Source organism: Baia soyae (assembly GCF_004341445.1).
Lineage (GTDB): Bacteria > Bacillota > Bacilli > Thermoactinomycetales > Thermoactinomycetaceae > Baia > Baia soyae.
This window is the reverse complement of sequence record NZ_SLXV01000022.1, coordinates 16,650-31,597: the sequence shown is the minus strand read 5'-3', so window position 1 is coordinate 31,597 and position 14,948 is coordinate 16,650. Positions and strand designations below refer to the sequence as shown.

Below are 14,948 nucleotides of genomic sequence, written 5' to 3'. Positions count from 1 at the left end.
GCTGTTTTCTTAAGAAAAAATGGAGCTTAAAAGCATTTCTTTCCTTTTGTCATTTGAAACATCATTGTATAATGATTATGTAAAGCACTAATTTTATCATTTTATCTATCATTAAAAATTATCATGACACTTGTGGTTGTTGTCGAAAGTGAGGAAATTGTTATGTCTATCAGTCGTAGCCTAGTGCTTACCTTAGCAGGCAATCGAGTTGTTACTTCTTTTGTATCCAAATATGGGATGAAGCTAGGAGCTTCCCGCTTCGTTGCTGGTGAATCGCTGGAAGAGGCCGTTCGTTTCGTCTCGGAGATTAATAAAGAAGGCCTTATTGTTACTCTTGATCACCTCGGGGAAAGCGTTTACACCAAAGAAGAAGCGATCGCGGCTACTGATGAATCGGTTCGTATCTTTGAAGCGATTGCTGAAAGCGGTGTCAACTCCAACGTATCCGTTAAGCTCACTCAACTGGGTCTGGATATCGATCCTGAATTCTGCTTTGAAAACATGGATCGGATTGCCGCTAAAGCCAAAGAGTGTAATAACTTTGTCCGCATTGATATGGAAGACACACCTCGACTTGAGGTTACCATCGATATTTTTAACCGTTTACTTGCTAAGTATGGCAAAGCGCATATTGGATTGGTTATTCAATCTTATCTATATCGGGCTGTCGATGATGTCGCGAAGTTAGGCGAGAATCAAGTCAATCTACGTATCGTAAAAGGGGCTTATAAGGAGCCTGCGGCAGTCGCATTTCCAGAGAAATCCGAAGTAGATGACAACTATGTTCGTCTCGTACAAAATCATCTTCTCAGCGGTTGTTACACGGCAATTGCCACACATGACGAGACAATCATTCATATACTAAAGAAATGGATCAAAGAGAACCACATTGACGACAATCTGTATGAATTCCAGATGTTATACGGAGTGCGTAATGGGTTACAACGCGATCTAGTAAAAGAAGGTTACAAAGTACGCGTTTACACTCCATATGGAAAAGATTGGTATCCATACTTCACACGCAGAATTGCAGAGCGTCCTGCAAATGCACTATTTATCTTAAAGAACTTCTTCAAAAATTAGATCGGGTCCACCACTTTAAAGGAGAGATGGGAGCGAACCATAAGTGATTATCCAGTTTCTATATGAAGATGGTCGTAGCCAAGTTCATGATTTTCTTCAGTCGATTCGCTTTCAAGCAGAGGCTGATTCTGATTATGCTCATACATTTGAGGGCATGATGAAAGTAATTGCTCATCTCCACCAAATGAAATGGCTTCCTTATAATTTGAAGAATTATTGGATCTCGTTGAAAACAACGAATGGATATAAGAAGTTTCATCCACTCCAGTCCATTCCCAGTCCATCCTATCATTTGAAACTGTACGAAATTCGCTATAATCACATTTACTCCACAGACCCTCGCACTTTGCATTGGGGCGCGCGTATTTTTTTCTTTCGGGAGCGGGTTAATAAACAACAAGTCCTCTTCCTTACACGTGCCCTGATGGTATATGATACACTTGACTTAGAACTAAATCGAAAATCCGAAGAACTGTATGAAGTCTGCCGTCAGCTCTCATTTGAAATCTATATCGATTTTCTCGAAAACCCAAGTAAATATTTATTAAGGGGGAAGGACTCGTGAAAGATGAAAAAGAGCTTGATTTAACAGATCATTATGATGAAATACGAAGCATTCTCCAACAGATTCCCAGAATCCGAGAAGCGACCGAATCGTATCGTTTCCAGTCAGGATTAAAATTGCTGGCTTATCGTCAAGAGCAAGATCTTACCTATCTGCAACTGGCAGAAAAAGTAAACGATCAATTAAGCTCTGAGTTAAACGAAAATACCATTGCAATGATGGAATTTGGGGATTCAGCTATAGACGAAACAAAGTATCAAGAGGTTATGAAAGTACTCGGATTAAAAGCAGAGTTAGAGCGAACAGGCAAGGCCATTTAATCCCTTGCGTTATACCGCGCAAAGCAGCTTCAAACTAGCTGCTTTTTTGTTTGGCCAAAAAGATGATATAATAGCGGGCAATAGAGATAATTGATAGAAAAGAATTCGACATTAGGAGGCATAGGATGACTGACTTGCACTTGGAAATACTCTCTTTATTTGAAGAGAATGCACGACTTACCCTCGAGCAGATCGCTCATCTTGTAAACGAGCCTTTAGAAAAAGTCGAAGCGATCGTTCGTCAGCTTGAAGATGAGCAAATCATTTTAAAGCACCGTACGATCATTGATTGGAAAAAAACAGGCAGACCACGGGTCACCGCTCTCATTGATGTAAAAGTTACTCCACAGCATGGATACGGCTTTGATGCTCTCGCACAGAGGATTTATCATTATCCGGAAGTAAAAGATGTGTATCTCATGTCTGGAGCGTATGATCTATCTGTCTCATTAGAAGTTTCTTCCATGGAAGCCGTGGGACAATTTGTAACAGAAAAATTAGCACCTCTTGAATTTGTCGTTAGTACCACAACCCATTTTGTGCTAAAGAAATTTAAAGAAGATGGCGTTATCTTAGATAAACCAAATCAAGACCGTAGGATTTCCATTATTCCTTAGTCGTTTCACAGAAAAAAGGAGGACGGTGCCTTCATCAGTGCACCCAATCAAACACCATGAACCTAGAAGACAAACTATCACCTATCGTACGAAATCTAAAACCGTCAGGAATTCGTCGTTTCTTTGATCTATTAAGCAATGCACCTGATGCGATCAGTCTCGCCGTCGGAGAGCCAGATTTTGTTACCCCATGGCATATTCGCGAGGCCTCAGTCACTTCCCTTGATCTAGGAATGACAGCTTATACTTCTAACCAAGGAACACCCGAGTTACGGAAAGCAGTTAGCCAGTATCTCGAGCAACGTTTTCAGCTTCATTATCAACCTTCTTCAGAAATATTAATTACCTTCGGAGCAAGTGAAGCGATTGATTTAGCATTTCGTGCCCTGTTATCTCCGGGTGATGAAGTCCTCATCCCAGAGCCTTGCTATGTCTCCTATGCTCCTTGTGTGGAGTTAGCCGGCGGAGTTCCTGTAGCGGTTCCAACTCATGCCCGATATGGATTTAAGCTACAGGCAGACGATGTAAAAAAAGCGATTACAACGCGTACCAAGCTCGTAATCCTCTGTTATCCTAACAATCCGACGGGTGCTATTATGACCGAAGAGGAATTAAAACCGGTAGCAGACATGATCAAACGACATGATTTATTAGTTATTTCAGATGAAATTTATGCCGAACTCACTTATCAAGGACAGCATTTCTCGATCGGCGCACTTCCAGAGATGAAAAACCATACCATTCTCATTAGTGGATTCTCAAAAGCATTTGCGATGACAGGGTGGCGTGTTGGTTATGTATGTGCTCCTTCTGCATTGCTTACTGGGATGCTGAAAATCCATCAATACGCGGCTTTATGCGCTCCGATCACGAGCCAAGTAGCAGCACTCGAAGCCCTAGAAAATGGTATACTCGAATGTAGAGCGATGGTATCTCAGTATGATCGTCGACGCCGCTTCATGGTGAAGGCTCTGAACGACGTAGGACTTACTTGTCATGATCCACAGGGCTCATTCTATGTATTTCCATCTATTGAATCCACAGGGATGGACGCTACCACTTTTGCAGAAGAGCTTTTAAAAGAGGAGCAGGTAGCCGTGGTACCTGGAGATGCATTTGGGCCTAGTGGTGCTGGTCATATTCGTTGCTCGTATGCTAGCTCCCTGGAGCAATTAGGCGAAGCGATGATTCGGATCACCCGCTTCGTGAAAAGGAAACAAGCTTCGGTTCCTGTGCTAACGACAAACCAAGTTGGATAGACTTACCAAATAGTGTGTATAAATGGAGGGTATGCAATGAAATTCTTACGGATGCGAGAACCTGTTAATACATGGACTCATTTTGCTTCATTCCTTGCGGGGATTGTGGGTCTTGTCTTTCTCATCGTATTAACCTATCAAAACCCAACCAAACTATTAACCATGATTATCTATGGAGTTAGTCTCATCGTTCTGTTTGGAGCTAGTGCTCTCTATCACTGGTTGCATGTGAAGCCCAAAACTAAGCTAGCCCTGCGTAAATTTGATCATATTGCCATCTACTTCTTTATCGCTGGAACCTACACACCCGTTGTATATGTTGGGCTTGAAGGTGCTTGGCGCTTAACCATGCTCATCTGCGTATGGAGCTTGGCCATTGTTGGCATGGTGATGAAGCTTTGGTTTATGAACGTACCTCGGATGGTTTCGACTATTTTCTATGTCACACTAGGATGGCTAGCCATCTTACCTTTTGGTCAATTTATCGATCACCTGCCTAGTAAAGCGATTATGTTACTCATTGCAGGCGGTGTCGCTTATACCGTCGGTGCTGTCATCTACGCCACCAAGATCTTTGACTTCATCCCAAACAAGTTCGGTTTCCATGAGATCTTTCACATTTTCATTATGCTCGGCTCTCTGGCACACTTCTTGATGATTTCAATGTATATCGTACCTCTATAATAATGCGTAAAGAAAATCCTTCTCCCTATTCGATATCGGGAAGAAGGATTTTTTCTTATTTGAAGGCAATATCAATGAACCATTACACATTGTTGTTTATCTGTGTTATCGGTTCCAAGCAAATAGATTGATTTCTTCAGAGTCACTGGATAGCTGGATAAATTGTTCAAACTTCATCCCTAGCTTCTCGAGGAGCTTGATTGAGTGGACGTTATCCTGTGCAGTGATAGCCACGATACGATCTAATCCTAATGTACCTCTTCCATATGACATGACGGCTGTGGTAGCTTCATAGGCATATCCTTGGCCACGATATTGAGGAAGGAAGGCAAACCCAACGTCGATATCGTCTAAGGATGCTCTTTTCACGAGTCCACAAATCCCTATTGAAGCATGATCTTCTTTACGCTCTACTAAAAGAAATCCCAAACCAAGCTCCTCATACATTCGGATTGGTCCATTTAATATATGATTCTTGGCGTCCTCGATAGTCCGAATGCCTCGGTCCCCTATAAACTTCAACCAAGAGGGATCATTCACAAGTTCTAATATAAAAGTAGCATCATCAAGGGTTTGAAAGCGAAGGATAAGGCGTTCTGTTTCGAGAGTTTTCAATGTAGTTACACCTTCCTTTATGATATTTTTTATATCATAAATTATATCATTACAATATCAGAAGATGGATCAACGTAAAATGAGAGATGGCTTCTATTTAAGAAGGCATCTCTCATTTTACCTAGACTGGAATCCTACGAACCCTTTGGCTTTCTAGGCCAAATAAAGTTGCTAATCGTAATGCTCAAATCAATACCTAGAACTACAGACCAACCTCTCAAAATACCATTAAATGCCTTAGTCTGGGATGGTTCATTTATCCAATAAATCATGCCTACCAATAATCCAGCACCAATCCCATATGCGATAACATGTCTAAACCAGCCTTTTAGATAATGCCTTGCATACTCCATACCAAATCGTTCTACTGGCTTATCTCCTTGTTTCAACACATAATACTGAAAACGCTCATCCGTCCACTGAACCATACTTTTTCCAAATGCGATAGAGATCCCAATATAAACAGCGGCAATCCCATGCGCTACGGTCGCAGTGGCTCCATTGTATAAATCAATCCCCGTAATGACTAGCAAAGCTAGATCAATAACAATCGTTAAGGATAATAAAAATAGACCAAGGCGCTTCATCTTAAGTACGTAACGCGTAACCAATCCTAACCCAATAACAACCCAAAACATCACTTCACATGCGACAATCATCCAAGCAATAAAGTTCAACAGAAATTCCTCTCCTAATGACTATATAATCCTGTTGAGTATATCATATGTGACTTAGTTCATTTCTTCGTATCTCGCAAAAGCCTCATTCGTCTCTTCTACTTCTACCCACTTCATGATCGGACAATTTTCCTTCTTCTCACACAACTGCTTGATACGCTCAAAGAAAACTTCTGCTACTTTTTCCGTTGAAGGAGCGGCACCACCTAGCTCTGGCGAGAACTCAGGGAAATCATTTAAGTAATGATGATCAAATTGCTTTTCGATTGCATGTTTCACTTCTCTAAAGTCAATCAGCATATGGGAAGAGTCTAAACTATTTCCTTGAACACAAAAAGTCACTTTATAGTTATGACCGTGGATCCGCTCACATTTCCCAGCACCTGGAACGCTATGGGCACAGGATATCCAGAAATGCTTCACTAGAGTATACATTCCCTGGCTCAAAGGGATCCTCTCCAATCAATCGGAATTTGATATTCAATCGGATCAGAGGCTTGATTTTTCTTAAACCCTTCGATTCGCAGTAAACAACTATCACATTCACCACAAGCTTTTTCCATTCCCTGATAGCAAGAAGTGGTTAAATGATAAGGGACTCCCAGCTTCATCCCCATCTCCACAATCTCCGCTTTCGTCTTGTGAATAATCGGCGTTTGAATCGATAATTTGTTATCTGTTACACCCGTTTTGGTTGCTAACAAAATCGTTTCATTCATGGATTGGATAAATTCAGGGCGACAATCTGGATATCCACTGTAGTCCAGGGCATTTACTCCTGTAAAGATCGCTTCTGCTCCAATCACCTCTGCATATGCAGTAGCTAACGAGAGAAAAATTAAGTTTCTACCAGGCACATACGTATTGGGGATATCATCTGTTAGACCACTAGTAGGGACGTCAATGGAATGATTCGTTAATGAACTTCCTCCAATGTCTCCTAGAAATTGGACATCTACGATTTTATGATCAGATATCCCGTAGTGTTGTGCGATTAGGCGAGCTTTTTCTACTTCATGTTGATGTCTTTGACCATATAGAAAGGTGATCGGGTATATGTCCCACCCTTCTTTTTTAGCAATTCCTACGCATGTAGCACTATCCAATCCTCCACTAAGAACGACAACGGCTTTCTTCATAAGTATTCTCCTCCTAGACTAGACCCCTCTTTTTTCCGGGTGCCAAATAAATTTATGTGTTTGCAAACTCAACTTAACCGAAGATAACTTATGTTCTAGCATCTTCTCTACCAATTGAGCGGGTTGCATGGTTTCAAATACAGGACTAAACAAGGGAGTACCTTGGTCTACTTTTTTCTCTACCATTTCCTTAGCAACCTCAAAATCCACATCATTTCCAATCACAAACTTGATTTCATCCTGCTTTTCTAGTAGGGCGAAATTGGAATGAATCATTTTATCAAGCTCACCACTAGTAGGAAGTTTAAAATCTAGAACAAAGCGTGTTTTCGCCTTCACGAATGGATTCGTTTCTCTTAGATCTTGAAAAGGTTGTAAGTCAATTGCTCCATTGGTTTCAATATGAATATCTTTGATATAGTCAATCTCAGCTAGCGCAGAAATAAGTTGGCGTGATTTTTCACCATGAATAAGGGGCTCCCCACCGGTCAAGCAGATATATTCATTCGGATATTTCCTTACTTCTTGAACAATTTCTGCTATCGTGGCCTCAAATACAGGCTTGGCAGGAGCATAGCTATACGGAGTATCACACCAAACACAGCGCAGATTACAATGAAATAAACGAATAAACGTCGTAGGAAAGCCAGCAGCAGCCCCTTCTCCTTCTACGGTTGAGAAGATTTCAACCATAGGGAGACGAATTTCATCCCGATCCATTTCTCTTTCCTCCTTACGCACTTTCGACCTTACTTTCTTCGCTTTCTCGTTCCTCACCTAATCCGATTTTTCGTAGTTTCGGATAGTAGGCAAATGTGAGAACGAGAATCGTCACTCCACAAAGAATCAGAGCATAATTAAGATTGAGGTCTGATACATAGCCAATCGCTGGGTTGAGTAAAACGGTAAATAACGTGCCGATTAGGGTTAATAGGGATAACGTAGTGGCTCGTATTTCTGAAGGAACTAACGCATTAGACGCACTCGACATAATAGGTGCACGCAGGGCCACACTTCCTAATAAAATACCAATCGCAATCGTTAATAACACGACATTATGAATCCAAACCATTGCGAAGAAACTACCGGCTAACAATACAGAACATAATAAAATAGATCGAATACTCCCTAGTTTCTTTTGTGAGTACTCAGCACCCCAAGATCCTAACAACGAAATCAAGGTTGCAATCGCCATAATCAAACCGAAATACGTAACAGCCACATCTAAACGTTTAAACAAAATTTGATTTAAATAGTGGATGCTATTGGAAATCACCCATACCGCTGGACCACTTAATGCGAAGAAGATGAGGGATGGCGTTTTCCATATGTGAATCGCGCTCTTCTTCAAGATTTTCCAGCCTGTAGCCGTCATCGATTCACCCTCTTGCACCTCGTCCGGTTTAGCTGGAAATTGACTCGGTAGAAAGAAAGTAAACACCCAGCCAATGGTTAGTGCAAAAGCACTGATCCAAATCGGAAGTGCATAATCCATTTTGGTAGAGGCGATATAGCTACCCATAATGGGGGCCACTAGGGCCGCTAATGTAGTTGCGATATGGAATCGGCTATATATTCTAGTTGCATCCTGATCACGGCCACTCTTCACTAGTTCATCATAGACATAAGCAGACTGGACTCCTGACAGCATTGCGATACTAATCCCATCAAAGGTAAAGGATAAGATGAAATGCCAGTAATCTGACGCTAAAGCCATGGTAAATGCACCCGCTACAGCTAGTCCATTTCCGATAATCAATACTATCTTTCGATTAATCTGATCTGCCCAGATGCTAGCCGGGATATCGCAAAGAAATAACACAATCGCTAGTACTGACTCTAATGCAAAAATCTGTGTTAAATTAAGTCCCTTTGATTGCATGAAAAACGTAGAAATAGAGGTATAAAATAATAAACTCATAAACACAGAGTTCATTAACAGGAATAGATAGACGCGATTCCAACGCTTCTCCATCTGTACTCCCCTTTCGATCTATCAGTCTAAAGCCCAAATACTTCTGCAAACAGAAGGTTCGTTTGCATTCCTCGGTACGAATTCAATCCATATATGCCTTCTTTTAATTTCAATAACTTGAGCTGAGAAGAATAACATTCTAATGACTTTAACTTTAAATCCATAAAGTCTGTAACGTTATTTACCACTTGAAAACTCTTCATCGGTGTCCATACTTCATACTTCAAACAGCATCGTATCGTATCCACCTTCTCACCTAAGAAGCCTGATTGGCAAAGTAAGAGAGACTCCTTCATCAACTCATTTACCACTTGGTGCTCCCGATCCGATTCCTCTCGGTGAGGATAGTAGACAACGGTGGGTTGAAACTGTTGAATCAAGTAAACTAATTGCTCTACTAATCTTCTGCTGTAGACGAGAGAACGATCTGGTTCATCTAAAAAAATCACGTCGTGTACTCCTAAAACCTTACACGCTTCTATACATTCTTGCTTTCGGAGCGCACTCGATTCATCAGGAGAACCGGGTATGCCACTAAAGTCACCTTTTGTTAATATGACGACTTGTACATGCTCTCCGTTTTGAACTGCTTTTGCCATCGTTCCTCCACATCCTAATATTTCATCATCATGATGTGGAGCAATTACCAAGTGACGCGCTTTTTTGCTCATTTTTACGTCTCCTTGCTGTCCGAGTGGGATGCGACGACGATCATAAATTCACTGCCATTTCGGAAGATAGCACGGTTGTAGTTGCCATAGAAATCATTTACACGGTAACCACAGTTTTCTAAAAGATGGTACATTTCCGATGGCATGATGTAGCGGGATAGGAAGCGGAAATTATATTTATCTTGCAACTTTCCTGCTTGATCATAAGCTTCAAAGAAAGAGGAAGTAAAGACAACTTGGCGATAATGATCAAACTTAACTTCATTCCAAGAATGAACCAATTCTTCCGTTGCATTAGGCGTTTTTCCACCGCCATCACCTTGTCTGCTACTGTAAGGGCAGATTTGAGGAGGAGAAATGATATCCATTACGAACTTTCCATTTGGTTTCAATAACGATTTCACTTTATCCAATACTTTTCTCTGTTCTTTGATTGTGAGCAAATACTCAAAAACGCCACCTGTAATAAAGATGAAATCAAACTCATCCTGAATTTGTAGTTCTCGTATATCACTAACTCCAAAAGTCAATTTTCCTGTGAGGTCAGTTCGCTCGTCCAACTTTTTCTGAGCACGCCCAATCATCCCTGGAGAAATATCAAACGCGTGAACTTCATGTCCTTGTTCAGCTAACGCAAACGCTAATCTACCAGATCCACAACCTAGGTCCAAGATTTTACTCTTCTCCTTAGGAATATCTAGGTAAAATTCAATCATACCTGCTGGTTCTGGAATGAACTGATCATATAATTGGGAAATATCATCATATTGTTGTTTGATTGTCAACGTAATCCCCTACCTTATCTAATTAGATTGATTCTGAAACTGTTTTATCTTATTTTGATAGCCTTTATAAAACGACCGTTGCCAAAACATCATATAAATAGCCGTCCATGTTCCATACTTCTTTTTGATCAGTTGAAACATCTGCTTTTTTTGTTTCCAACTATAGGGTAGTACAGGCTTGTACCACTGAATGTTCAGATGTACCCCTTCGGCATGACCTTGCCCATAGTGAAATGAACTTCTTAGGTCTTCTTGAACCGCTAGTTCCGGATGTACAATGCGGGCTGAATCATCATACGCAATCGGTAGCTTCGCCTTTTTGACCCGCGCATCGAAATCAAAGTCCTCTGTCCAAGATAAATAAGAATGGAAAAAATATCCGTCAATATCAGATAAAATTGATTTTCGAAAAGCTAACGGGGGGGAATATGCTTTTTTTCCAGCTGTATGGATATGTCTTACCCGAGCCACGATTTTATGAATAGAAGACTTAAAGTTAAATAACACACGTCCCTTTGCTAAAGGCGCCTCTTCTAGTTTTTCGTATAACTTTCGAATGGTCCCCGGTAAAAACACACAGTCCGAATCCATAATCAACACATTCGGATGACTAGCAAGCTCGATGCCGTGATTATATGCTTGTGGCAGACCTGGTTCAGACAGTCTACCAATAACCACATTCGGATGCTTCTCTGCGATTTCTTCCACTTCTCGAGTTGCTCCATTTAGAACTACGACTACTTCTACCTGTTCGTCTATACTACTTAGGCATTGCTTCAATCTGGGATCACGATATGCTGGTATGATGATTGATATCGGTAACATGTGAACTCACCTGACTTAATAGCATTTTTAAGTCTTCCAACACAGCAGGGTTTGTGAAAAATTCACCTATATCCTGCAATTGTAGGATTTCCTCTTTTAAATTACGGTAAGTAGCTGCGCGTGGAGCAACCATAAATGGCATGCCCAGCTGATTACAAATTTCTTTATATTGAGGGCTCATCATATTGAGACTAGGAATTCCTAGTAATATAACTGCTTGATACGTATCTTTATGAGCGGTCAGGTAATTTTGAAGACGTTGCGTTAATACCTTCCTGTACTCTGCTATAATCTCTTGCTGTTCTTGCTCATCTTGGGTATAATCAAACTTCCAGTCATAAGCACAAAAAGTAGGATTCAATTGGTACTCATAGGGAATAATCCCAGCATTAGATAATACAATCCGATGAACGAGTGGAAATTGATCCGTAATTCCTTTGATTTTATGACCAATATAAGATTGATCATAAGGTTTGCCCCACGTGCAAGTATGGAGAAGTGCAATCTTCTTTCCAACAGGTGGTTGATAACTTTCGCTACAAAAATACTGGTGCCAAGCCGCAAATTCTTCGTGGTGAATATATTCTCGGTTGGCTCCTCGTTTATAAACAACCTTGTCGGAGGGAACGATTTCTTTCAAAATATACTCAGAATAGCCAGGGTACGTTTGTTCACTCATTTCTGACTCCTCCATATATATCTTATTTTCGAACTAAAATAGGTCCTAAAATCAAAGCATCAATACCCGAAGCATAAAATGATTTCAAAGCATGAACGGGCGTACAAACAATAGGTTCTGAGCCTATGTTAAACGACGTATTCATCACAGTAGGGACTCCGCTCATATCCGCAAATGTGGTCAATAAATTCCAGTATCCTTCATTCATACGTTTGTCTACTACTTGGGCACGTGTAGAGTAATCTACATGTACGATTGCTGGCACATGATCTCTTTGTTCAGATCTCACCTCTGAACTGAGAAGCATATGAGGGGAGGCTTCCTGCTCCACTAACACTTGGCCCTTTAATTCCACAGTCATACTCGGAGCGAGTGGACGCCATTGCTCACGCAGTTTGATATGATTCACCCTTTTTAGCATCTCTTTACTACGGGGATTTGATAGAATACTACGGTTTCCAAGAGCTCTTGGGCCCATTTCCATTCTGCCATCAAAGCGAGCAACTACCTTATCATCCATCAGTAGCTTAGCTACTTCCTCTTCTAAGTGGTTCGGTTTCTGATAGGAAAGGCTAAATTGATTCAGTACATCCATAATCTGTTCTTCTGAGAAAGAAGGACCCGAATATACATGGTCAAGCGGTACAGTCACATCAAGTCCACATTGCGCTGAAAGCCATGCCGCCGCACCGATGGAAACTCCTGAATCAGAAGAAGCTGGTTGAATATACAGTCCATTTACTTCAGGCAAGTTGGCAACTTTACGATTCGCCACGCAGTTTAACGCTACGCCACCTGTTAAACAAACCTGATTCATACCCGTTAACTGGATCGCTTCTTTCACAATTTGAACCAAGCCGTCTTCCAAAGATTGTTGTGCTGAAGCTGCGATTGAAGCGTACGATAAGGAATGATCATGCTTCTGTAATGTTCCATAAAGTGGATCAAAGTCATATCCAGGAACTTTCGTTTGCGATTGAAAATGGCTTTGTAAGTAGGTGAGCCATGACTTTAGTACCACATCATCTCGATTTTGATCATCAGTTAGTTGCGGTGGTCCTTCCAAGATAGTAGGAAATTTGTGTACAGGCTCCGCATAAGAAGCAAGTCCCATCGTTTTCCCTTCCCCAAATTTACCCAATCCACAAAAGAGTGTCACTGCTTCATAAAATATACCCAACGAACTACGTAATGGATACGTTTTCAGTATTTCTACAGACTTACTGCTTCGATCGCCACGTGCAATCGAAATCGATTCATTTTCACCTGATCCATCTACCACCACGATCGTAGCCTGATCAAAACCCGATTCATAAAACGCGGCTGATGCATGGGACACATGGTGCGGGATCAAATGGAAATCAGGATCTTTCACTCTAGGAAACATCTGCTGAGGAAATACGATATCTAGCATTTCCTTCTGCTTCATGCCCTCTTTACCGTAATATTGATCTAATTCTGCTAAATCCCAGCCTACTGCGATATGGTCAATATCATCTGCTGTAATCCCTGCTTCCTGTAAACAATAGTTCATCGCCGCGTACGGTAATGAGTTAAACGCATGCTTTCTTCTACTAAAACGTTCCTCCTCTGCTGCCGCAATGAGCTTTCCATTGTAAAACAAAGCAGCACTCGCATCATGTATGCCACGAATCCATCCGTTCACACCTAAAATATACACATCGCTGCACTCCTTAGATGAAGCATCTATTCTGACCTAGTTACACTATAACTGTCTACGGAAATCAATATAATCTTGTGGCCAGAGCCTTTGGCGATCCTGTACCCGTTTAAAAATAAGGAGATCGGTATAGATGACAAGTTTGTCCAATTCAGCCTTATCTACATTTAGTTCTCCTAAACGGTCCGTTAATGGATCCACTTGAAGGTACGGTTCGTCAATCACTGGATATTTGCTAAGCCCATGATGGATATAAGTTAAAGCAAAACCATTTGAAAGCAAGAATTGCTGAAGATCACTTATTCGAGGCCCTAATCTATCCATACTCACATTAAGAAAGATTTGATCTCCAATCTGTCCGGTAAGTAATTCAAATGCACGGGTAAGCCAAGCATCAAGTCCTGACCCATTATCTAACGGATCACAATGAAATGCATGAAAGCGATTTCGTAGTTCAGCGGGGGTTTCCTTTCTAACATCAAAAGAAGTAGATTCAATTGGAAAATGAAATTTTTCGGCTATTTTTTGTATCGTTTGTAGTACTTGCTCATCTACATCACCAACTGTGATCCTTCTCCCATGTTCTGCTGTAGCCAGACTCGTAAAATCATCATCCCCACAAAAAAAGAGTTCCGATTGCCATGGAGATAGTGAATCATGTAGAATTTGTGCTCGATTTAAGGAGCTTTCCCACGTACATCGAAACTGACCAAACTCTCTTTTATTGATAAACGCTTGAATTTCACTTTGCATCAAAGCAGGGTCGAGCGTTTCCTGTTCAGTATGTCCGAGCGGTTGAAGCCAATTCCAACTTCCGTTATCATTCATTTCAATCAAGTCATTCCGTTTTAAAACATGTAAAAAGCGGAGTGTCATATGTAAAGTTCCTATCACACGGATGATATCTTGGATAGTACCGCAGTTCTTCATTTGCCAAATCCAGCTAGAGAATTTGGAAAGATGAATTCGATTCCAAGTCAACCAAATGTTATGGGTAGGAGAATTCCTTTTAAACGGGAGTTTTTTTTGTTCTTCTAATTCATCTAATAGAATAAATTCTTCATACAATTGGGTTATATTCAATTAGAATGACACCTCCACATATTAAAGTGATTTAAAAATGTTCTGCGACATTAAGCCGCAGAACATTTTTTGGTATTAGGAATGCTTTCCACCTTGGATGTCGATAAAGTTAACAACGTCTTGATCTGCCAACTCTAAATCTTCCCAACATAGGTTTTCCAATTCTACTAGGTTGTTTGCTTGCATGTTTTCATCTCCTTTCTGTATTTTGTAATTTGAATTTAACATAAAAAATTTTCTAAGTCAAATATTTTATTTTGTTTATTATCCTTTATACAATATGAAATATA

General features: G+C 40.7%; 18 protein-coding genes. 6 read left to right on the top strand and 12 right to left on the bottom strand.

What is annotated here, in order from left to right:
- Positions 1–162: 162 nt before the first annotated feature.
- The 6 genes from EDD57_RS08345 (at position 163) to trhA (ending at position 4,528) form a co-directional block, all read left to right on the top strand.
- Positions 163–1,083 (top strand): proline dehydrogenase family protein, encoded by a 921-nt coding sequence (locus tag EDD57_RS08345; protein WP_207896811.1) that lies wholly within the window; start codon positions 163–165, stop codon positions 1,081–1,083.
- A gap of 43 nt (positions 1,084–1,126) precedes the next feature.
- Complete coding sequence (locus EDD57_RS08340) at positions 1,127–1,648, top strand: hypothetical protein (RefSeq protein WP_131848999.1); 522 nt, start codon at positions 1,127–1,129, stop codon at positions 1,646–1,648.
- Positions 1,645–1,968 (top strand): hypothetical protein, encoded by a 324-nt coding sequence (locus EDD57_RS08335; protein ID WP_131848998.1) that lies wholly within the window; start codon positions 1,645–1,647, stop codon positions 1,966–1,968. Before EDD57_RS08340 ends, EDD57_RS08335 begins: the two co-directional genes overlap by 4 nt.
- Positions 1,969–2,093: 125 nt before the next feature.
- Positions 2,094–2,585 (top strand): Lrp/AsnC family transcriptional regulator, encoded by a 492-nt coding sequence (locus EDD57_RS08330; protein ID WP_131848997.1) that lies wholly within the window; start codon positions 2,094–2,096, stop codon positions 2,583–2,585.
- Between the two features lie 56 nt (positions 2,586–2,641).
- On the top strand, positions 2,642–3,844 hold the full coding sequence (locus EDD57_RS08325; protein WP_131848996.1) for an aminotransferase class I/II-fold pyridoxal phosphate-dependent enzyme: 1,203 nt from the start codon (positions 2,642–2,644) through the stop codon (positions 3,842–3,844).
- A gap of 36 nt (positions 3,845–3,880) precedes the next feature.
- Entirely contained in the window at positions 3,881–4,528 is a 648-nt protein-coding gene (gene trhA / locus EDD57_RS08320) for a PAQR family membrane homeostasis protein TrhA (protein ID WP_243649496.1), read from the top strand.
- 105 nt (positions 4,529–4,633) lie between these two features.
- On the opposite strand, the gene EDD57_RS08315 is transcribed toward trhA, so the two are convergent.
- The 12 genes from EDD57_RS08315 to EDD57_RS08260 all read right to left on the bottom strand — a co-directional run bounded on the left by EDD57_RS08315 (position 4,634) and on the right by EDD57_RS08260 (position 14,658).
- Complete coding sequence (locus EDD57_RS08315) at positions 4,634–5,143, bottom strand: GNAT family N-acetyltransferase (protein WP_131848995.1); 510 nt, start codon at positions 5,141–5,143, stop codon at positions 4,634–4,636.
- A gap of 134 nt (positions 5,144–5,277) precedes the next feature.
- On the bottom strand, positions 5,278–5,820 hold the full coding sequence (locus EDD57_RS08310; RefSeq protein ID WP_131848994.1) for a hypothetical protein: 543 nt from the start codon (positions 5,818–5,820) through the stop codon (positions 5,278–5,280).
- A 54-nt stretch (positions 5,821–5,874) separates the two neighbouring features.
- The gene (locus EDD57_RS08305; RefSeq protein ID WP_243649495.1) at positions 5,875–6,267 is read right to left on the bottom strand and encodes a 6-pyruvoyl trahydropterin synthase family protein; all 393 of its coding nucleotides are present in this window, start codon (positions 6,265–6,267) and stop codon (positions 5,875–5,877) included.
- Complete coding sequence (gene queC / locus EDD57_RS08300; RefSeq protein ID WP_131848993.1) at positions 6,264–6,959, bottom strand: 7-cyano-7-deazaguanine synthase QueC; 696 nt, start codon at positions 6,957–6,959, stop codon at positions 6,264–6,266. Before queC ends, EDD57_RS08305 begins: the two co-directional genes overlap by 4 nt.
- A gap of 18 nt (positions 6,960–6,977) precedes the next feature.
- Positions 6,978–7,679 (bottom strand): 7-carboxy-7-deazaguanine synthase QueE, encoded by a 702-nt coding sequence (locus EDD57_RS08295; protein WP_131848992.1) that lies wholly within the window; start codon positions 7,677–7,679, stop codon positions 6,978–6,980.
- 13 nt (positions 7,680–7,692) lie between these two features.
- Positions 7,693–8,934, bottom strand: a complete 1,242-nt coding sequence (locus EDD57_RS08290; protein ID WP_131848991.1) for an MFS transporter — start codon at positions 8,932–8,934, stop codon at positions 7,693–7,695.
- A 26-nt stretch (positions 8,935–8,960) separates the two neighbouring features.
- Positions 8,961–9,605, bottom strand: coding sequence for a PIG-L deacetylase family protein (locus EDD57_RS08285; protein WP_131848990.1), 645 nt, complete (start codon positions 9,603–9,605; stop codon positions 8,961–8,963).
- A 2-nt stretch (positions 9,606–9,607) separates the two neighbouring features.
- Positions 9,608–10,384 (bottom strand): class I SAM-dependent methyltransferase, encoded by a 777-nt coding sequence (locus EDD57_RS08280; RefSeq protein ID WP_131849015.1) that lies wholly within the window; start codon positions 10,382–10,384, stop codon positions 9,608–9,610.
- 24 nt (positions 10,385–10,408) lie between these two features.
- Positions 10,409–11,215, bottom strand: a complete 807-nt coding sequence (locus EDD57_RS08275) for a glycosyltransferase family 2 protein (RefSeq protein ID WP_131848989.1) — start codon at positions 11,213–11,215, stop codon at positions 10,409–10,411.
- On the bottom strand, positions 11,178–11,894 hold the full coding sequence (locus tag EDD57_RS08270; RefSeq protein WP_131848988.1) for a DUF5591 domain-containing protein: 717 nt from the start codon (positions 11,892–11,894) through the stop codon (positions 11,178–11,180). The genes EDD57_RS08275 and EDD57_RS08270 overlap by 38 nt, the downstream gene beginning before the upstream one ends.
- Positions 11,895–11,916: 22 nt before the next feature.
- Entirely contained in the window at positions 11,917–13,575 is a 1,659-nt protein-coding gene (locus EDD57_RS08265; RefSeq protein ID WP_131848987.1) for a carbamoyltransferase family protein, read from the bottom strand.
- Between the two features lie 45 nt (positions 13,576–13,620).
- Positions 13,621–14,658: a bis-aminopropyl spermidine synthase family protein gene (locus EDD57_RS08260; RefSeq protein WP_131848986.1), complete on the bottom strand. Its 1,038-nt coding sequence runs from the start codon at positions 14,656–14,658 to the stop codon at positions 13,621–13,623.
- Positions 14,659–14,948 lie beyond the last annotated feature (290 nt).